Genomic DNA, 22,058 nt, shown 5'->3' on the forward strand with positions numbered 1-22,058 from the left:
TTATTCTTCAATTACGGTTTGTTCATTAAACATTTCAAGTGTATCAACTTTTTTAAAATAATCAATTAACAGATTTCTCAATTTATAATCCAAATCATATTTTAGTTGACTATCTACAAAAAATGTCATGCTATCGCCACCATTTGATAAATAATCTGATGTTGCTACATAATAAGTTTTGGTGTCGTCAATTGGTTGGTTGTTGATTTCTATTTTGGAAATTTCACCACTTTTATTCAAATAAATTTTTAAACCATGTAATGGATGTGGTTTTCTTTCACTAATTATATATTCAGCTAATTCTCTAATTTTTATGCCAGATAATCCAACAACAATAACGCTGTTTTCAAAAGGCATAATATTAAATGCTGAACGAGTTGTTACATCTCCTTTTGGTAGTGTAGAACGAATACCACCATGATTTAACAAACAAATATCGATGGATTTATTTTCACGTTTCAAAAAAATTGGATTAGCTAAATTATAGGTCACATTGGCCATAAATAAACCAATATTCGTTTCCCATTTTCCTTTGCTTTTATCTAAAGTTTCGGGGCAAAAAGCTAAAACGCTGTCCAAATCTTTGTTAATATGTGTTCTAAAAGGAGCGATAAATTGTTCTATTGAAGGGTCAGAATTTGACGATTCGTTGACGTTTATTTTACTTCCTCTAACCTCATAATTATAATAGCTTTTTGATTTACAAGAAACTAGAGTAATAAATGTTAATAATATAACAAAATAGAATGAAAATGAGTTAATCTTTTTTACTTTTACCATCATAATGTAAGATGAATAATTTAAATTTGTGTTTGGTAAAAATACTATGTTTTATAGAACTATTAAAGATTTTTTGGTAAAAAAGCAGATTAAAAAATCATTAGCTTTAGGATTGTCAGCTGTTAACAACGAGCCGGTCAAAACAATTGGTGTTCTTGTTGATGGAGTTCACTTTTTGGATAAAGATAAATTGATAAATGAATTTAAAAAATATGCCAATGGACAATTTAAAGTGAATTTATTAGTTTACAGAAAAAAAGCAAAGAAAAACGAAAGTATAGAATATCCATATTACACAAAGAATGACATAAATTTTACAGGAAGTTTTTCTAAAGGAGAAATTGATAATTTTGTAGCTTTTCCTTTTGATTTATTGGTTAATTATTATGATGAAAGTAATGCTGATTTGGAGTTGATTACAACTTTATCTAAAGCTAAATTTAAAGTTGGTTTTGCTTCTGTGAATAAAGATTTGAATCATTTTTTTATCAACACTTTTGTCGAAAAATACGTTGATTTTGCTCAAATTTTATTTGATTATTTAAAAATTTTAAAAAAGATATAATATGCAAATGTTTGTAGGAACTGGTGTTGCTTTAGTCACACCGTTTAAAAAAGATTTTTCAGTTGATACTGAGGCTTTAGCTAAAATTGTTGATTTTGTAATTGATGGTGGAGTTGAATATTTAGTTGTTTTAGGAACAACTGCAGAATCTGCAACATTAAATAAAGCTGAAAAAGAATTGGTTATTAAAACAATTAAAACAGCAAATGCAGGAAGATTACCTTTGGTTTTAGGTGTTGGAGGAAATAATACTTTGGAAGTAGTAGAAGAACTTCAAGCTAGAGACTTTACTGGGTTTTCTGCAATTTTGTCAGTTTCACCATATTACAACAAACCTACGCAAGAAGGAATTTACCAACATTTTAAAAGAATTGCAGAAGCTTCGCCACTTCCAATAATCTTGTACAATGTACCTGGAAGAACAGCAAGTAATATGTTGCCATCAACAGTTGTTAGATTAGCAAAAGACTTTAAAAATGTAATTGCAATTAAAGAAGCAGCTGGTGATATTGTTCAAGCTATGAAACTAATTCAACATGCTCCAAAAGATTTTCTTGTAATATCTGGTGATGATATGATAACACTTCCGATGGTTTTAGCAGGTGGAGCAGGAGTTATTTCTGTTATTGGAGAAGGTTTTCCAAAAGAATTTTCAGAAATGGTACGATTAGGGTTACAAAGAAAAGTGAATGAAGCTTATGAACTACATTACAAATTAGCGGATTCAATTGATATGATATTTGAACAAGGAAATCCTGCTGGAATTAAAGAAGTCTTTAAATCTAGAGGTTTATCTGAAAATACGGTTCGATTACCTTTGGTGAATGTTGATGATAATTTGTCTAAAAGATTAGACGGTTTTACAAAAAACATAAGCTAAAAAAGATTTTTATACTCCATAAATATTCCCTAAATTTGCCGACTGCTTTTTATGGTCTATCAATTTAGAACTTAATAAGTTAAAAAAACATTGATGAATAAAATAATTTACATACTTCTTATCGCATTTGCTTTTGGCTCATGTAGTGAATACCAAAAAGCATTAAAATCTGATGATTTAGCTGTTAAAACAAAATTAGCGGCTGATTATTATGAAAGCGGAAAATACAAAAAAACAATTGCTCTATTAGAACAAGCAAGTCCTTCTTTAAGAGGGAAGCCAAATGCTGAGAAAATATTTTATATGCTTTCAAAATCGTATTACGAAACTGAGCAGTATTATTTAGCAGGTTATGCCTTTGAAAGTTTTGCTTCAAATTATCCTAAGAGCGAAAAAAGAGAAGAAGCTGCGTTCTTAGGTGCAAAGTGTTTTTATACTAAATCGCCAAGATATAGTTTAGACCAAACAGATACATACAAAGCATTAGAAAAATTACAAAGCTTTATTGACACTTATCCAAAATCAGATTATATGCCAATGGCTAATGTCTTGGTTAAAGAATTGACAGATAAATTAGAGAAAAAAGCATTCGAAATCGCTAAGCAATATAACTCAATTGCTGAATATTATAGAGATTTTAATGCACCAATAAAAGTATTAGATATTTTTTTAGCAGATTATCCTGGAACAAAGTATAAAGAAGATGCTCTTTATTATAAATTTGACACTTTGTATCAATATGCATTAAATAGTGTAGATTCAAAGAAACAAGAACGTCTAACTAATGCTAAAATGGCTTATGAAACGTTAATAAAATTTAGAAGCGATACCAAATACAAAGACACTGCTGATAAACAATTAGTAGAAATTGAAAGAGAATTAACGCAATATTCAAATAATTAAGATGGATTTAAAGAAAACAACTGCTCCAGTAAACACAGTTACTTACAACAAGAATGAAATTGAAGCTCCAACAGGAAATGTGTATGAAGCGATTACAATTATCTCAAAAAGAGCTAATCAAATCAATGCTGATATTAAAAAGGAGTTAATTGAAAAGTTAGAAGAATTTGCAACTTACAATGACAGTTTAGAAGAAATCTTCGAAAACAAAGAACAAATTGAGGTTTCAAAATTTTACGAAAAATTACCAAAAGCTCACGCTTTAGCCGTTCAAGAATGGTTAGAAGGTAAAATCTATTATAGAGATTCAAAAAACCAATAAAAATATGTCTGTTTTAAGCGGTAAAAAAATCTTACTAGGTATTTCTGGTGGAATTGCTGCCTATAAAACAGCGTCTTTAGTTAGACTCTTCATAAAAGCAGGTGCTCAAGTACAAGTTGTAATGACACCTGCTTCTAAAGATTTTGTTACTTCTTTAACATTATCTACCTTATCAAAAAAACCAGTTTATTCCAATTTTTATAATGAAGAAGACGAAAATGCAATGTGGAATAACCATGTTGATTTAGGTCTTTGGGCAGATTATATGGTCATAGCACCAGCAACTGCCAATACATTATCAAAAATGGCAAATGGAATTTGCGATAACTTATTATTAGCAACATATCTTTCTGCAAAATGTCCTGTTTACTTTGCTCCAGCAATGGATTTAGATATGTATAAACATCCTTCAACTTTAGCTAGTTTTGAAAAGCTAGCAAGTTTTAAAAACACTATAATTCCTGCTGAAAGTGGAGAATTAGCTAGTGGTTTATCTGGTGAAGGTCGTATGGCTGAGCCTGAAAATATCATTTCATTTTTAGAAAAAGACATTGAAAGCAAATTGCCTTTAAAAGGAAAAACAATACTAATTACTGCTGGTCCAACTTATGAAGCCATTGATCCAGTTCGTTTTATAGGAAATCATTCTTCAGGAAAAATGGGGTATGATATTGCTTATGAGGCTGCTCAATTAGGAGCAAATGTAGTCTTAGTTTCAGGACCTTCTAATCAAACCATAAATCATCATTTAGTTGAATTGATAAAAGTGACTTCAGCACAAGAAATGTATGATGCATGTCATAAACACTTTTTAAATGTTGATGTAGCCATTGCAGCTGCTGCTGTTGCAGATTATCGTCCAAAAAATGTGGCTTCCCAAAAAATAAAAAAGAACGATTCTACGTTAACTATAGAGTTAGAGAAGACAAAAGATATTTTAGCCTCTTTAGGAGAATTAAAGAAAAATCAATTTTTAATAGGCTTTGCTTTAGAAACTGAAAATGAAATTGAAAATGCAAAAGCGAAAATTCAGAAAAAAAACTTAGATTTGATAGTTCTTAATTCATTAAATGATGAAGGAGCTGGTTTTGGAAAACCAACAAATAAAGTTACTTTTATAGATAAAAACTTTTCAATAGAACCAGTAGAATTAAAATCTAAAGAAGAAGTTGCACAAGATATTATTGAAAAAGTAGTGCAATATTTTCAAAAAAAAAATATATAAAATGAAGAAACTAACATTTATAGTTGCCTTTTTATTCCTTGTTTATAATGCTAATGCTCAAGAGTTAAAAGCTACTGTTACAATTAATTATGATAGAGTAACGAATGTTAATACACAAATTTTTAAAACCCTTCAAACCCAAATGACGGAGTTTTTAAATAATACAAAATTCACCAATCAAGAATATGAGCAAAACGAAAAAATTGAATGTTCTTTTTTCTTGAATATTGCTTCTTATGATTCAAATAATTTTGGAGCTACATTACAATTACAATCTTCAAGACCAATATTTAATTCTAGTTATACTTCGCCAATTGTTAATTTTAACGATAATGATGTAAACTTTAGATATATTGAATATGAGAATTTTATTTATGATCCAAACAGTTATACTTCAAATTTAATTTCGATTTTAGCTTATTATTCCAATGTTGTTATTGGTTTAGATAAAGACTCTTTTGAAGAAATGGGTGGAACAAAACAATTAGAAATAGCCTCTGGTATAATGAATTTAGCACAATCAAGTGGTTATGGTGGTTGGAGTCAATCAGATGCAAAATACAACAATAGATACTACATTATTTCAGATATATTATCTAGTACTTATTCACCTTACAGAGAAGCGTTGTACGAATATCATTTAAAAGGATTGGATTTTATGGCTGAAGATCAAAAAGCAGCTAAAGAGAAAATACTGGAAGCTATAAAAACCATTTCTCAAATTAATAAAGTTAGACCAAATGCTTTGTTAACTAGAACTTTTTTTGATGCAAAATCAGATGAAATTGTAAGTGTGTTTTCTGGTGGACCTGCAATGCCAAACAATGAATTATTAGAAATATTAAATAAAATTTCGCCTCTTAATTCAAGTAAATGGAATAAAATTAGATAAGCGTTTTTAAGTCTTATCTTTTTGCTTAAATTTGAAGCTTATTTACAAACTACATGCTTCAATCTTTATATATTAAAAACTACGCACTTATAGAATCCTTAGAGATTAATTTCTCTTCAAATTTTTCTATAATAACAGGTGAAACTGGTGCTGGAAAATCTATTCTTTTAGGTGCTTTAGGCTTAGTTCTAGGCAATAGAGCTGATTTATCTGCTTTAAAAGATAAAGAACAAAAATGCGTTATAGAAGCTCATTTTTCTATTTCAAATTATAATCTAAAGCAATTGTTTGAATCATTAGATTTAGATTATGATGACAATACTATAATTCGTAGAGAAATATTACCAACAGGAAAATCTAGAGCTTTTGTTAATGATAGTCCGGTTAATTTAAGTGAACTTCAAGAGCTAGGTAATTATTTAATCGATATTCATTCGCAATTTCAAACACGCGAAATTATCAATGAAGAATATCAAATTAATTTATTAGATAAAGTTGCCAATAATGAAAATGCTATTCAATTATTTCAAGGCGAATTAAAGACATTCAAATCACTTCAATCAGAATTAAAAAAGATTGTTTCCGAAAAAGAAGTTTTAGGAAAAGAACAAGAATACAATTTGTTTTTATTTGAAGAATTAGAAAAAGCAAAACTAAAAATTGGAGAACAAGAAGAACTTGAATTAGAGTCTGAAAAATTAAATAATATTGAATTTTTAAAAGAAAATATTAGTAAAGTTATTTCAATTTCAAACCAAGAAGAAATTGGACTTTTAGCTAATTTAAATGAAGTAAAATCTAGTTTACAAAAGATAGCTTCAATATCAACAGAATTCAATGATTTACACGAAAGAATTTCAGTTTCTTTAATTGAAATAGAAGATATTATTGCTGAAAACGAATCATTGGCTGAAAAGCTTATAGATGATCCAAGCAGAACAGAATTAGTAAATAATAAGTTGCAATCGCTTTATAATTTACAAAAGAAACATCAAGTAAACACTATTGAAGAATTGCTTCAAATTCAAGAAAACCTAGAGCAAAAAGTAGTTAAGTTTGATGATATAGATTCTATGATTAAAAACTTAGAGAATCAAATAACTACTTCAGTAGAATCATTAGACAAAAAAGCAACAATAATAACTGATGCACGTAAAAAAGCATCCATAACTTTTATTGAAAAGGTAACCCAAATCATTACGCAATTAGGAATGCCTGATGCACAATTTGAGTTTGAAATTACACCAACTGAAACCTATAATAAATTTGGAAAAGACCAAATAAACTTATTGTTTTCAGCCAATAAAGGATCAAAATTAGAACCTATAAAAAAGGTAGCTTCTGGAGGAGAAATGTCGAGATTAATGTTGGCTATTAAAGGAGTTTTAACAGATTATTCAAAATTGCCAACTATAATTTTTGATGAAATTGATACAGGAGTTTCGGGTGAAATTGCTTTAAAAATGGCCGAAATCATGAAAGTAATGAGTAATAAGATGCAAGTTTTTGCCATTACACATTTACCGCAAATTGCTTCCAAAGGAAACCAGCATTATAAGGTCTTTAAAATTACGCAAAACAACGATACAATTTCTGAAATCAAATTACTAACAGATAACGAAAGAGTAGTGGAGATTGCCGAAATGCTTTCAGGTAAAGATATCTCTGAATCAGCAATCAATCACGCTAAGGCTTTGTTAAACTAAAATATTCAAGTTATATTTGTTATCAAATAAAATTAATAACTACAAACTAATTAAATAAAAACATAAAAATATGATAATTGAACCAAGAATGAGAGGATTTATTTGTTTAACAGCTCACCCAAAAGGCTGTGAACAAAATGTAAAAAATCAAATTGAATATGTAAAATCAAAAGGAAAAATTGATGGAGCAAAAAAAGTATTGGTAATTGGAGCTTCAACAGGTTTTGGTTTAGCTTCTAGAATTGCAAGTGCATTTGGTTCTGATGCTTCAACAATTGGAGTGTTTTTTGAAAAACCACCATCAGAAGGAAAAACAGCTTCACCAGGTTGGTATAATTCAGCAGCTTTTGAACAAGAAGCTACTAAAGCAGGTTTATATGCAAAAAGTATTAATGGAGATGCTTTTTCTGACGAAATAAAAAGACAAACTTTAGATATGATTAAAGCTGATTTAGGTCAGATTGATTTAGTAATTTATAGTTTGGCATCACCAGTTAGAATGCACCCAAAAACTGGAATATTACATCGTTCAACTTTAAAACCTATTGGACAAAATTTCACAAATAAAACTGTAGATTTTCATACAGGTAATGTTACGAATGTTTCAATTGACCCAGCAAACGAAGAAGATATTGAGAACACTGTTACTGTTATGGGTGGTGAAGATTGGGCTATGTGGATGGAAGCTTTAAAAAGTGAAAATTTATTAGCTGATGGAGCAACAACTATTGCTTATTCTTACATTGGCCCATCATTAACAGAGCCAGTTTATAGAAAAGGAACCATTGGTCGTGCAAAAGATCATTTAGAGGCGACAGCTTTTGAAATTACAGATAATTTAAAAGAACTTAACGGAAAAGCGTATGTTTCAGTAAATAAAGCTTTAGTAACACAAGCGAGTTCTGCAATTCCAGTTATTCCTTTATATATATCATTATTATATAAATTAATGAAAGAAGAAGGAATTCATGAAGGTTGTATAGAACAAATTCAGCGTTTATATGCAGATAGAGTTTTTACAGGAAAAGATATTCCATTAGATGAAGCAGGAAGAATAAGAATTGACGATTGGGAAATGAGAAAAGATATTCAAGATAAAATTGCAGTGCTATGGGAAAAAGCGACTACTGAAAATTTATCTGAAATAGGAGATTTAGCAGGTTACAAACAAGACTTCTTAAATTTATTTGGATTCGGTTTTGAAGGAGTTGATTATTTAGCTGATGCTAATGAAATGGTACAGGTCCCGAGTATTTAATTTAATCTATTTCATACAAAATATAAAAACTCACAACAATAGTTGTGAGTTTTTTTTTTACGTTATTTTAACTATTTAAATCTATTTTGTGATAAAACTTTAAAAGGCTTATTTTTTTTAAATTCATGATTTGATTACATTTTTTTTATGTCTTAATTTGACCTAACTAACAATTAATCATTCATAGAAAATGAAAAAAATTACCTTATTAATTTTAGCGTTATTTACCTTACTACAGGTAAATGCGCAATTGTGGACTATAAATTCGTGTTCCAATTTAGGCTCAACGACTTATGGACCAATGTATAGCCAATTAACGGCAAATTCTAATAACAGAACAGCTGTTATTTATCCTTCCTCTCAATTAACTACACTTAATGGGCAAGTATTGAATTCAATGTATTTTCAAAGAAATACAACTACTGGATCAATGGCAGGAACACCAAATTTTAAGATATACTTAAAAGAAGTTACCGCAACAGATTGGGGAGCAACAGCTATTGACTGGGTTGCAGAAACAACTGGTGCAACTTTGGTTTATGATTCAAATCCAGCTTTGGCAGTTGGAAGTAGTGCTGGATGGAAATCATTTCCATTTGCAACGAACTTTACTTACAGTGGAACACAAAATCTAGCTGTATTTTTTGAATATAGCAATGCAACTGCAAGTTCAACTATTTCTTGGAATTATGAATATACTTCCCCTTGTTCTAATACATCAAATAGTAATACTACTAAATATAGTAACAATACAACAGGAACACTTTCAGCATCTTTAGCTTCAACAGATTATAGAAGACCATTAATTGGTTTTGATTTTGTGGTTTCTTGTAATGCTCCAAATAGTTTAGTTACTTCTAATTTAGGAACAACTTCTGTTGACGTAGCTTGGACAGAAAATGCTATTCAACCTCAAAACGGCTATGAATATTATTATTCTACCTCAAATACAGCTCCATTACCTGCTACAGTTCCAACAGGAACAACAGCTACTGGAATTACTACAGCTTCATTAACTTCATTAACACCTGCTACAACCTATTATATGTGGGTTAGAGGTAATTGTGGAGCTGCAGATAAAAGTATATGGGCAGGTCCAATTTCTTTTACAACTTTATGTGTCAATGTAGCTGCTTTTGTAGAAAACTTTGATACATCACCAACAGGTACAGGAAACTTACCAGTATGTTGGAGTAAAGCTGGAACATCTAATAATGTATACACAAATACAGGTTCACTTGCTCCAATGTCACCAGCTAATAGATTATATATGAATATTACTGCAACGACTACTGCCTTTGCAATAATGCCACCAGTATCTAATTTACAAGCTAATACGCATAGATTAAAATTTAAGACCTATTGTACGACTGCAAATAAAATCATGAGTGTTGGTTATTTTACAACACCAGGAGACGCAACTACTTACGTAGAATTAGAACCATTTCAAATGCCAAGTACAGTTGTAGCAAATACACAAGAATTTACAGTAATTCCTACTACAGTTCCTGCAGGTGTTACTCAATTAGTATTTAATTTAGTTGCAGGTGCTTCCACAACAGCATATATTGATGATGTAAAATGGGAGGTTAATTCATCTTGTGTTGAACCATCTGCTTTAACAGCAACAATGATAACTAACAACAGTGCAACTCTTGGTTGGACAAATGGAGGGCCTGAAACTGTATGGGATATTCAATACGGTTTAACAGGTTTTTCTTTAGGTTCTGGAACAATGGTTAATGGTGTTACAGCTAACCCTTATGTTTTATCAGGCTTAACAGCTAATAGTTCATACCAATTTTATGTTAGAGGTGTTTGCACTGGTCCAACAAATAGTTCTTGGTTTGGCCCGTTTTTATTTAAAACACAATGTGATGATGTAACTCAATTTTCTGAAAATTTTGATTCATATCTAACTGGCTCTGCAAATCCATTACCAGACTGTTGGGCTAAAGCTGGTTCTGCTGTTAATGGAGTTTATATTGCAACTGGTGCTGTTGCTCCAATGTCACCTTCTAATAGATTATATATGTATGCAAGTGGATCTGCAACACCACCAACTGAATCTTATGCAATTTTACCTGCTGTTTCTAATCTTCAAGCAAATACTCATAGATTAAAATTTAAAGGTTATGCTACTATTGCAGGGCGATTTATTGAGATAGGATACTTAACTAATCCTAGTGATGTTTCTTCTTTTATTCAGATACAAGAAGTTTACTTACCTTCAACAGTAGTTGCAAATACTCAACAATTTACTGTAGTTCCAACAGGTATTCCTGCTGGAGTTAAACATTTAGCAATAAAAAACCCAGGATTTCCTTCTTCAACTTCTACTGTTTACATTGATGATGTAATTTGGGAAGCATTGCCTTCTTGTGTAGAACCAAATTTCTTAGTGTCAAGTATGATAACTAACAATACAGCAAGTATTGGATGGACTGAAGGAGCAACAGCAACTCAATGGGAAATAGAATATGGAACACCTGGTTACACACAAGGAACAGGTATGGTTGTTCCAGCACCGACAAACCCTTTTACATTAACTGGTTTAGCTGCAAACACAACTTATGATTTTTATGTAAGAGCCGTTTGTAGTACTTCAGATTCAAGTACTTGGACAGGACCATCAAGATTTAAAACACAATGTGATGACGTTACAGATTATACTGAAAGTTTTGATTCATTTCCTACAGGTTCTGCAAATCCAATAGCAGATTGTTGGTCAAGAGGTGGTACAGGTTCTGCGTATTTAACAACGGGTGCGGTTTCTCCAATGTCTCCAGCAAATAGACTATATATGTTTGCAAGTGGAACAGCAAACCCACCAACAGAGGCATATGCAATTTTACCTGCTGTATCTAATTTACAGTTAAATACACATAGACTAAGGTTTAAAGGGTATGCAACATTAGCAAATAGAGTTTTACAAGTTGGATATTTAACTGATCCAAGTGATGTAACTACTTTTGTATTATTACAAGATATTACTTTAGCATCAACTGTAATTGCAAATACTCAAGAATATGTTGTAGTTCCGACTGGAATTCCAGCTGGTGTTAAACATTTAGCATTAAAGAATCCTGGATTTACAGCATCTTCGGCTTCAATGTATTTAGATGATTTTGCTTGGGAATTATTGCCAGTAATAGCACCATCATGTACAACAAATATTGTTGCTACACCAGATGCAGCATGTGGAAACTTTGCAACTTCTATTACATGGGATGTAGCACCATTAACAGATGGGTATAAATTAACAATTGGAACAACTTCGGGAGGTATTGATGTTTTAAATAATGTTGATGTAGGAAATGTGACTTCTTATTCATTTGTAGGAACATTTAATACGACGTATTATTATAAAGTAGTGCCATTTAATTCAGTTGGTGATGCAACAGGATGTATTGAACAAAATTTTACAACTTTTGTAACAGGTTGTACTTGTTCTCCAATATATACAACAGGAATTTCAAGTAATGATTTAATTTCCAATGTTGTTATTACAGGTACTACGTTGTCAAACAATTCAGGAACAGCTACTACTGGGCCATATTATACATATTTTACTGGTCAACCTAATTACACTGCTACTTTACAACCTGGAGTTACTTATGATTTGGTTGTTACTATTGGTTCTTTTGGCAGTCAAAATGTAGCCGTTTGGATCGATTTTAATGATGATTTAACTTTCTCTGCTTCTGAGAGAATGGGCTTTACTACAACATCAATTGTGGCAAATGGCTCAGGAACTATTCAATTACAAATTCCTTGTACAGCTCAAGCTGGATTGCATAAAATGAGAGTAAGAGATGTTTGGAACACAATAGGCTCTTTAATTGATCCATGTGCATCATATGGTTATGGAGAGGCTGAAGATTATGACATTACTATTAATGCTTTAACAACACCTTCAGGTTCTGCTACTCAAAGTATTTCTGTAAGTAATGCTGCTGATGCAACAATTGAAGATTTGGTAGTAACACCAACAACTGTTTCTTGGTACTTGTCACAAGCTGATGCTTTAGCAAATACGAATGTATTAACAGCCGGGACTCAATTAGTTGATAATACAACATATTATGCTGTAAATATTGAAAATGGATGTTCTAGTGCGCCATTTGCTGTTACAGTTGCAGTTGTTTTAGGTGTTAATGGATTTGATGCAACAAGTTTTATAGCTTATCCAAATCCAGTTAAAGATGTATTAAATTTATCTTATTCTTCAGAAATATCTTCTGTTAAAGTAATTAATCTTTTAGGTCAAGTTGTTTTGACTAAAAAAATTGAAAATACTTCTACACAGTTAGATATGTCTAGCTTAACAGATGGGGCTTATATTGTTAATGTTACTATAGGAGACGTTGTTAAAACAATAAAAGTAATTAAAAACTAAAAATTTTATTCTTTAAAATTTTATAGTAAACAGTTGCAATTTTTTTGCAACTGTTTTTTTTTAACAATAATCATAAAATATGTGATTTTTATGCATAATTCACATGTTTTATGGTTATAATTTGTTTTTTTTTGTATTATTTACTATTTTGGCTATTATGTTATTTTTATAATCAAAACAAACCACATGAAAAAAATTACTATTTGGCTCTTTGCCTTATTTGCGTTCACACAGGTGAACGCCCAATTATGGACTATTAATTCTTGTTCAAACCTTGGTACAACTACTTATGGACCAATGTACAGCCAAGCAACGGCAAATTCTAATAACAGAACAGCTGTTATCTATCCTGCATCTCAATTGAGTACTTTAAATGGTCAAACATTGAATTCAATGTATTTTCAAAGAAGTTCCACTACTGGAACAATGGCAGGAACACCAAATTTTAAGATATACTTAAAAGAAGTTACCGCAACAGATTGGGGAGCAACAGCTATTGACTGGGTTGCAGAAACAACTGGTGCAACTTTGGTTTATGATTCAAATCCTGCTTCGGCAGTAGGTACCGATGCTGGATGGAAATCATTTCCTTTCGCAACTAACTTTATTTATAACGGAACACAGAATTTAGCTGTATTTTTTGAATATAGTAATACTACTACAAGTTCTTCGATTTCATGGAATTATGAATACACATCACCTTGTGCTGATACATCAAATAATAATACTACTAAGTACAACAATAATACAACAGGAACTCTTTCTGCATCTTTAGCTTCTTCAAATTATAGAAGACCATTAATTGGTTTTGATTTTGTGGTTTCTTGTAATGCTCCTAATAGTTTAATTACTTCTAATTTAGGAACAACTTCTGTTGACGTAGCTTGGACAGAAAATGCTATTCAACCTCAAAACGGCTATGAATATTATTATTCTACCTCAAATACAGCTCCATTACCTGCTACAGTTCCAACAGGAACAACAGCTACTGGAATTACTACAGCTTCATTAACTTCATTAATGCCAGCTACAACTTACTATATGTGGGTTAGAGGTAACTGTGGTGCATCTGATAAAAGTATATGGGCAGGTCCTATTACATTTACTACATTATGTGTTGATGTTGCTGCTTATGTAGAAAACTTTGATACAACACCAACAGGTACAGGAAACTTACCAGTATGTTGGAGTAAAGTAGGTACTTCTAATAATGTATATGTAAATACTGGTTCTAATTCTCCAATGTCACCAGCAAATAGGCTGTATATGAACATTAGTGCAACGACAACTGCCTATGCAGTAATGCCACCAGTATCTAATTTACAAGCTAATACGCATAGATTAAAATTTAAGACCTATTGTACGACTGCAAATAAAGTATTGAGTGTTGGTTATTTTACAACACCAGGAGACGAATCAACTTATGTGGAGCTGCAGCCATTTCAAATTCCTAGTACAACTGTTGCAGATACGCAAGAATTCACAGTTATACCCAATGGAGTTCCTGCTGGAGTAACTCAATTAGTATTTAATTTAGTTGCAGGTGCTTTTACAACAGCATACATTGATGATGTAAAATGGGAAGTAAATTCAGCATGTGTTGAACCTTCTGCTTTAACAGCAACTATGATAACTAACAACAGTGCAACTCTTGGTTGGACAAATGGAGGGCCTGAAACTGTATGGGATATTCAATACGGTTTAACAGGTTTTTCTATAGGTTCTGGAACAATGGTAAATAGTGTAACAGCTAATCCTCATGTTTTAACAGGCTTAACAGCTAATACTTCATACCAGTTTTATGTTAGAGGTGTTTGCACTGGTCCAACAAATAGTTCTTGGTTTGGACCATTTACTTTCAAAACACAATGTGATGATTTGACTGAATTTTCTGAAAACTTTGAAGCTTATGCAACTGGTTCAGCTAATCCTTTACCAGATTGTTGGAATAGGTTAGGAACAGGCTTTACATATATAACTACTGGTTCTGTGTCTCCAATGTCACCTGCAAAAAGACTTTACTTTAGTGCTAGTGGAACAACACCAACACAAGCATGTGCTGTTTTACCAGGGGTGTCAAATTTACAAGCAAATACACATAGGTTGAGGTTTAAAGCCTACGCTACAAGTGCAAATGAATTTTTATCTATAGGATATTTAACAGATCCATCAGATTTAACAACATTTATTCAGTTGACAGAAGCATTTCTTCCTTCTACAGCTGCATCAACGGCGCAAGAATTCACAATTGTTCCAACTGGAATTCCAGCAGGAGTTAAGCATTTAGCTATATTGAATCCTGGAAGTCCTGCAGGAACTACCATTGCTTATGTTGATGATGTAATTTGGGAAGCTATTCCAGCTTGTCCAGAACCAACGTCATTAACGAGTTCTAATGTAACATCAAACTCAGCAGTATTAGGTTGGACAGAAATGGGTACATCTACGACTTGGAACATTGAATATGGTCCTGTAGGATATACTCAAGGAACAGGAGGGACATTAGTTTCTGGAGTAACAACAAACCCATATACATTATCAGCATTAACTCCTTCTACAGTTTATGATTATTATGTTCAAGCTGATTGTGGAGGAACTGCGGGTGCTAGTTTTTGGATAGGACCTCACACATTTACAACTCTTTGTACAGCTTTTGTTGCCCCATATTTAGAAAACTTTGACGGTTTGGCTTTAGTATCACCTTATACTGCTTTACCTTTATGTTGGGAAACACAAGTTGGTCCAGATTTTTGGGATGTTACAAATGATGTAACAAACACAGGAAATACTTATTCACCAGATATAGGTGATCATACGACAACTACTTCAAATTATATGTGGATTGATGCCTCAAGTAATATCACTGCAAACGAAATGGTTTCGCCTCTAATTGATATTAGTGGATTAACTTCTCCATATGCAGGTTTTTGGTTTTTGTCTGAAAACACGACCAACACAATTAATCATACAATTGCTTTAGATGTATGGGATGGTTCTACATGGTTAAATATTGCGACGGAAACAGGTAATTTTACAGGTTGGGTTGAAGTAGCAGCAGTTGTACCGTCAACAGTGCCTTCTACAACTAAATTCCGTATTTATGCGATTGCAAATCCAGCAGGAACAACTTCAGATTATTACTATAATGATTTAGGTGTTGACGATTTCTTCGTAATGGAAGCTCCTACATGTCTCGCTCCAACATCTTTAATAGCTACTAATATTACAGCAAATTCTGTAGATTTAGGTTGGACTGAAAACGGTTCATCTACAATATGGGATATAGAATGGGGAACTACTGGTTTTACACCAACAGGTACACCAACTATTGCTGGAGTAACTACTAATCCATACAATTTAATGGGTTTAGCTGCAGATACATCTTATAGCTTTTATGTTAGAGCTGATTGTGGATCAACTAATGGACAAAGTATTTGGGCAGGACCGTTTAGTTTTACAACTTTAATTTCATGTCCAGCACCAACTGTTTTAACAGCAACAACTATTACGTCATCAAGTGCATTATTAGGTTGGACAGATAATGGTTCTGCAACAACTTGGAATGTTGAGTACGGTCCAGTTGGATTTACTCAAGGTACAGGTGGAACTTTGGTTTCAGGAACAACTACAAATCCATATGCATTAACAGGTTTAACTCCTGCTACAACTTATGATTTTTATGTTCAAACAGATTGTGGAACAACAAATGGTTTAAGTACGTGGTCAGGTCCATTAACATTTACTAGTGCATGTGTAGCTTTTACTGCTCCTTATACAGAAGGATTTGAAAATGCTGGAAATTTACCAAATTGTTGGACAAATACTGGTACTTCTGATACTTGGCAATTTAATAATTCTGGAACAGGCCATATTGGTAATGCAGGTACTATTACTGGTACAACAACAACAGGTAATTATTTTGCTTGGGTTGATGATTCAGGGTCAACATCACCAGATGTTACTTTGACTTCACCACTTATTGATGTTTCTTCATTAACGTTACCAAGATTAACATTTTTTGAATTAAGTAACAATGAAGGGAATTTAAATGCCGAATTAAATGTTTCAGTTTGGGACGGTGCTGCTTGGAATCAAATGGCAATGTACAATACCAATACTGTTGGTGGTTGGGAGAAAAAAACTATCGATTTAAGTACTTTAACAATTACTGGTCTTATTCAAATAAAATTTGTTGTAACAGAACAGCCTTCAGATTTTTATGATGATATTGCTATTGATGATGTTACAATAGATGAATCTCCATCAACGCCTCCAGTTTGTGCAACTAATTTTGTTGCTACACCAGATACTAGTTGTGGTAATGACGCTACTGTAATAACATGGGATACAACAGCTTTAGCAGATGGTTACTACATGACTATGGGGACTACTACTGGAGGAAATGACGTATTAGATAACGTTAATATTGGAGCAGCTCCTAATTATAGCCATATTGGAGCTCCAAATACTACATACTATTACACTATTACACCATTTAATGCTTCAGGTTCAGCAACTAGTTGTACAGAACAAAGTTATATGACTGTTGCCACGGGTTGTTATTGTCCTTCAGTTCCAACTTCAAATGATAATTCCGGTATAACTAATGTTCAACTAGGTACAACTGACTTTCCTAATGGAGATGTAACTTATTTTGATCATTCAGCTACTTCAGTTTCATTTGCTCAAGGTGCTAACTCGAATGTTCAAATTTCATTTGCAACAGGATATACATATGATACATACATTTACATTGATTTTAATGATAATTATATTTTTGAAGCTTCAGAAATTGTTTATTCAGGTGAATCTTTATCAACAAATCCTACAGTCTTGGATGCATCGTTCTTGATGCCAACAACGGCTGTATTAGGAGCGCATAAAGTGCGACTTGTAACAGCAGATGTTTTAACAACTCCCGACCCTTGTTATTCTGGTTCATATGGAGTAACATTAGATTTTACTGTAAATATTACACCATTGTTATCAGTTAACGGATTTGATACTGCAAGTTTTGTAGCTTATCCAAACCCAGTTAAAGATGTTTTAAATTTATCATACTCTTCAGAAATAGCTTCTGTTAAAGTAATTAATTTATTAGGTCAAGAAGTTATTTCAAGAAAAGTAAATAATACTACTTCTCAAATTGACATGACAGGTTTAACTGCTGGTGCTTATATTGTTAATGTTACAATTAATGATATTGTTAAATCAATAAAAGTTATTAAGCAATAACAGAAAATTATAGTATATTTTTAAACTGCTCCAAACTTGGAGCAGTTTTTTTTTAAAATAAAAACAGTTAATTGTTTTTTTTTTGATTAAATTCGTAGATGTTTAACTTAAAAATTAACAATTATATGAAAAAAATTACATTTAAACAGATGTTACCGTTGATTATCCTTTTAGGATTCTTTTCAACAACATTTGTATCAATTAAAGCACAATGTATTAGACCAACAGCATTCGGGACTGTTGTTTCTAATAACTCCGGTTTGATGCAAGGTATAACAACCTGTGCTTATAGTACGGAAGAATATTCTACTGTTACAGGTTTAACTCTAGGTGAAGATTATGTCTTTGCTGGTCAAGTGGGTACTACCTACGGAGCTGGGGCTCATATTTATGTAACAATAACGGACCTGTCAAATACCGTTATTCAACACGGAATATCTCCTCAAACAGTTACAAATGTGGCTGTTGCTGGTGTTAGAATTCACCTTTCAGATAATGCAGCGTGTGCAGGAACAGCAAGTTGTCACAATACTTCGGTATTATTAATAACTAGTTGTATAGTGCCTTCTGGGTTAAGTTCAGCAAATGTTACAACTACAACTGCTGATATATCTTGGACAGCACCAGTTAATGTACCATCAAGTGGATATGATTATTATTATTCAACTACTAATACCGCACCAATAGCAACTACAACTCCAAGTGGTAATATTGCAACAGGAACAACTGCAAGTTTAACAGGATTAAACCCTTCTTCTCAATATTATTATTGGGTAAGATCAAACTGTGGAACAGAAACATCTTCTTGGTCTGCATCCGGTACTTTTACAACTGCTTGTGTAGCAATAACGGTACCTTCAATTGAAACTTTTTCAACTTTTATCCCTGCTTGTTGGTCAAAAGCTAACGGAGGAGATCTTACGGCTGGACCTACAACACCGGGAGCTGGCTCATGGTTTGCAGATGGTTTTGGAAATGTTGGTACAACAGGAGCAATTAAGTATAACTTTTTTACTTCTAACACAAATGATTGGTTTGTTTCGCCACAATACGTTATTCCTGCAACAGGTTATGAAATAAAATTTGATGCAGCTGCAACACAATACGCAAGTACTTCAGCGCCAACAACTCCTTGGGAAGCTGATGATGTGGTCGAAGTTTTAGTGTCTACAGGAACAGCTAACTGGACTGTATTATATACTTTTGATGCAACTAACGCTCCTTCAAACACAGGTTCTATTAATATTATCGATATAAGTGCTTTTGCTGGTCAAACAGTAAAATTTGCATTTAGAATGGTAGAAGGAATAGATAATGGGAATGCAGATATAGAATTTTTTGTAGATAATTTTCAAGTTAGACTTACCCCAAGTTGTCCAGAGCCAAATGGTTTAAGTGTTAGTGCAATTACTACAACTTCTGCTCAATTAGCATGGATGGAAATGGGTAGTTCAACTCTTTGGAATGTTGAGTATGGTCCAATAGGATATACACAAGGAAATGGAACACCAGTAAATGGAGTGACTACCAATCCTTATACTTTAAATGGATTAACTCCTAATACACAGTATAGTTTTTATGTTCAAGCAGACTGTACATCTAGTACAAGTTATTGGACTGGACCATTTTCTTTTGTTACAGCATGTGTCCCTTTTGGAAGTTTTACTGAAAATTTTGACACTACACCTGATGGTGGTTTAACAAATTGTTGGTATAAAATAGTTAATTCAACAGATGGATTTGCTAGAGTTACTATTGAAGATAATGTAGCTTTTACAGAACCAAATAGTGCAGAACTATATAATTCTGGAGACGCTACAGCAAATTTACTTTTAATTACTCCAAACTTAACGGACCTACCAAATGGAACTCACAGACTTAAATTTAGAGTTAGTGGAGGTACAAATTATACTATGGAAGTTGGAACAATGACTGATCCAACTAATGCTGCTACATATACTTCTGTTGAGCCATTTCAAGCTCCAAATGGTTTTAATGAGTATATTGTAAATTTCTCTACTGTAACAACAACGGATAATTATATTGCATTTAAACACGGAAGTACTGCAACTTACCAAACAATTAAAATTGATAATGTTGTGTGGGAACCAGTACCCGCATCAGTACCTCCTTGTGCTTCAAATATTGTAGCAACACCAAACGCAACTTGTGGAAATTATGCAACTCCATTTACATGGGATGCAACAGTAGGAGCCGATGGTTATAGAATTACTATTGGAACAACTTCTGGAGGAGTAGATATAGTTAATAATGTAGATTTAGGAAATGTTACTTCTTATTCGCTTACTGGAAATTTTAATACTACTTACTATTACACTTTAACTCCATATAATGCTATTGGAAACGCAGTGAGTTGCACAGAACAAAGTTTTACAACTTTTGCAACTGGATGTTACTGTCCTTCAGTGCCGACTTCAAATGACGGTTCAGGAATTACAAATGTTCAATTAGGAACAACAGCTTTTCCTACTACTGATGTTACGTATTTTAGTCATACAGCAACAACAGTTAATTTGTCACAATCAACAAATTCAAATGTTCAAATTTCATTTGCTACAGGCTATACCTATAATACATATATATGGATTGATTTTAACGATAACCTTACATTTGAAACTTCAGAAATTGTTTATACTGGAGAATCATTAGCTCCCAACCCAACTGTTTTAAATGCATCATTTATTATGCCTGCTACTGCAGCATTGGGAACACATAGAATGCGAATTGTTACAGCTGACTTTTTGCCAGCAGCTGACCCTTGTTATTCAGGTTCATATGGGGTAACATTAGATTTTTCTGTTAATATAGTTCCTGCACCAGCTTGTATACCTCCAACTGCATTAACTGCTACTGGTATTACAAGTGCTTCAGCAAACTTAGGTTGGACAGAAAGTGCAACAGCAACTGTATGGGATATTGAATGGGGGACTTCTGGATTTACTCCAACAGGAACACCAAATATTACAGCAACAACAACAAACCCTCATAATTTAACAGGATTAACATCAAACACTGTTTATAGTTTTTATGTAAGAGCTAATTGTGGTGGTTCGGCTGGAGAAAGTTCATGGTCTGGGCCATTTAGTTTTACAACAACTTGTAATGCTACAAATGTTCCATACGTTATGAATTTTGAAACAGCTGTCGTACCAGCATTGCCAAACTGTACATCACAACAAAATTTAGGAACTGGTAATTCTTGGGCAACATTAAATAACCCTGGTTTTGGATTTACAACGAAAACTCTTCGATATAATTATAGTTTTTCAGCTCCAGCAAATGTTTGGTTCTATACACAAGGAGTTAACCTAACTGTAGGAACAACATATGCTATTGCATTTGATTATGGAGGAAGTCCTTTTGGATCTTATGTAGAAAAATTAAAAGTAGCATATGGAACTAGTACAAATGCAACTGCTATGACAAATCCAATTGTAGATTTATCAAATATTGTAAATGACACACCGTTAAATAGTTCTACACAATTTACACCTTCAGCATCTGGAGTTTATTATTTTGGTTTTAATGCTTATTCAGATGTAAATCAAAATGGTTTATTTGTTGATAATATAAATGTAGATGTATTCTTAAGCAATGATTCTTTTGATAATGCTAGTTTTGTAGCTTATCCAAACCCGGTAAAAGATGTTTTAAATTTATCTTACTCTTCAGAAATAACTTCTGTTAAAGTAATTAATTTATTAGGTCAAGAAGTTATTTCAAGAAAAGTAAATAATACTACTTCTCAAATTGACATGACTAGTTTAACTGCTGGTGCTTATATTGTAAACGTTACTATTGGTGATGCTGTTAAAACAATAAAAGTGATTAAGCAGTAATTAATTTAATATTTAAAATAAGTTAAAAAACAG

Annotated in this window: 12 protein-coding genes; 11 read left to right on the forward strand and 1 reads right to left on the reverse strand. The window is 32.4% G+C overall.

What is annotated here, in order from left to right; translation table 11 throughout:
* The gene (locus AAC008_RS09495; protein WP_339889017.1) at window positions 1–783 is read right to left on the reverse strand and encodes a 5'-nucleotidase; all 783 of its coding nucleotides are present in this window, start codon (window positions 781–783) and stop codon (window positions 1–3) included.
* Window positions 784–826: 43 nt separating this feature from the next.
* Here AAC008_RS09495 and AAC008_RS09500 point away from each other — a divergent pair, with 43 nt between their 5' ends.
* The 11 genes from AAC008_RS09500 to AAC008_RS09550 all read left to right on the forward strand — a co-directional run bounded on the left by AAC008_RS09500 (window position 827) and on the right by AAC008_RS09550 (window position 22,025).
* Complete coding sequence (locus tag AAC008_RS09500) at window positions 827–1,345, forward strand: hypothetical protein (RefSeq protein WP_339889018.1); 519 nt, start codon at window positions 827–829, stop codon at window positions 1,343–1,345.
* Between the two features lies 1 nt (window position 1,346).
* Window positions 1,347–2,225 carry a 4-hydroxy-tetrahydrodipicolinate synthase gene (gene dapA, locus AAC008_RS09505; RefSeq protein WP_339889019.1) on the forward strand — a complete coding sequence of 293 codons (879 nt, stop codon included), beginning with the start codon at window positions 1,347–1,349 and terminating at the stop codon, window positions 2,223–2,225.
* A gap of 93 nt (window positions 2,226–2,318) precedes the next feature.
* A complete protein-coding gene (gene bamD, locus AAC008_RS09510) occupies window positions 2,319–3,128 on the forward strand; it encodes an outer membrane protein assembly factor BamD (protein WP_339889020.1) in 810 nt (269 codons plus the stop codon).
* A gap of 1 nt (window position 3,129) precedes the next feature.
* Window positions 3,130–3,450, forward strand: a complete 321-nt coding sequence (locus tag AAC008_RS09515; RefSeq protein ID WP_026716508.1) for a DNA-directed RNA polymerase subunit omega — start codon at window positions 3,130–3,132, stop codon at window positions 3,448–3,450.
* A 4-nt stretch (window positions 3,451–3,454) separates the two neighbouring features.
* Window positions 3,455–4,675, forward strand: a complete 1,221-nt coding sequence (gene coaBC / locus AAC008_RS09520; protein ID WP_339889021.1) for a bifunctional phosphopantothenoylcysteine decarboxylase/phosphopantothenate--cysteine ligase CoaBC — start codon at window positions 3,455–3,457, stop codon at window positions 4,673–4,675.
* 1 nt (window position 4,676) lies between these two features.
* The gene (locus AAC008_RS09525; protein ID WP_339889022.1) at window positions 4,677–5,567 is read left to right on the forward strand and encodes a DUF4835 family protein; all 891 of its coding nucleotides are present in this window, start codon (window positions 4,677–4,679) and stop codon (window positions 5,565–5,567) included.
* Between the two features lie 53 nt (window positions 5,568–5,620).
* Window positions 5,621–7,273 (forward strand): DNA repair protein RecN, encoded by a 1,653-nt coding sequence (recN, locus tag AAC008_RS09530; RefSeq protein WP_339889024.1) that lies wholly within the window; start codon window positions 5,621–5,623, stop codon window positions 7,271–7,273.
* A gap of 70 nt (window positions 7,274–7,343) precedes the next feature.
* Window positions 7,344–8,531 carry an enoyl-ACP reductase FabV gene (gene fabV / locus AAC008_RS09535; protein WP_339889026.1) on the forward strand — a complete coding sequence of 396 codons (1,188 nt, stop codon included), beginning with the start codon at window positions 7,344–7,346 and terminating at the stop codon, window positions 8,529–8,531.
* A gap of 190 nt (window positions 8,532–8,721) precedes the next feature.
* A complete protein-coding gene (locus tag AAC008_RS09540) occupies window positions 8,722–12,930 on the forward strand; it encodes a fibronectin type III domain-containing protein (RefSeq protein ID WP_339889028.1) in 4,209 nt (1,402 codons plus the stop codon).
* Window positions 12,931–13,116: 186 nt separating this feature from the next.
* On the forward strand, window positions 13,117–18,165 hold the full coding sequence (locus AAC008_RS09545) for a fibronectin type III domain-containing protein (protein ID WP_339889029.1): 5,049 nt from the start codon (window positions 13,117–13,119) through the stop codon (window positions 18,163–18,165).
* Window positions 18,166–18,290: 125 nt separating this feature from the next.
* Window positions 18,291–22,025, forward strand: a complete 3,735-nt coding sequence (locus AAC008_RS09550) for a fibronectin type III domain-containing protein (protein WP_339889030.1) — start codon at window positions 18,291–18,293, stop codon at window positions 22,023–22,025.
* The last annotated feature ends 33 nt before the right edge of the window (window positions 22,026–22,058 follow it).

The sequence above is a fragment of the uncultured Flavobacterium sp. genome, from assembly GCF_963975515.1.
Lineage (GTDB): Bacteria > Bacteroidota > Bacteroidia > Flavobacteriales > Flavobacteriaceae > Flavobacterium.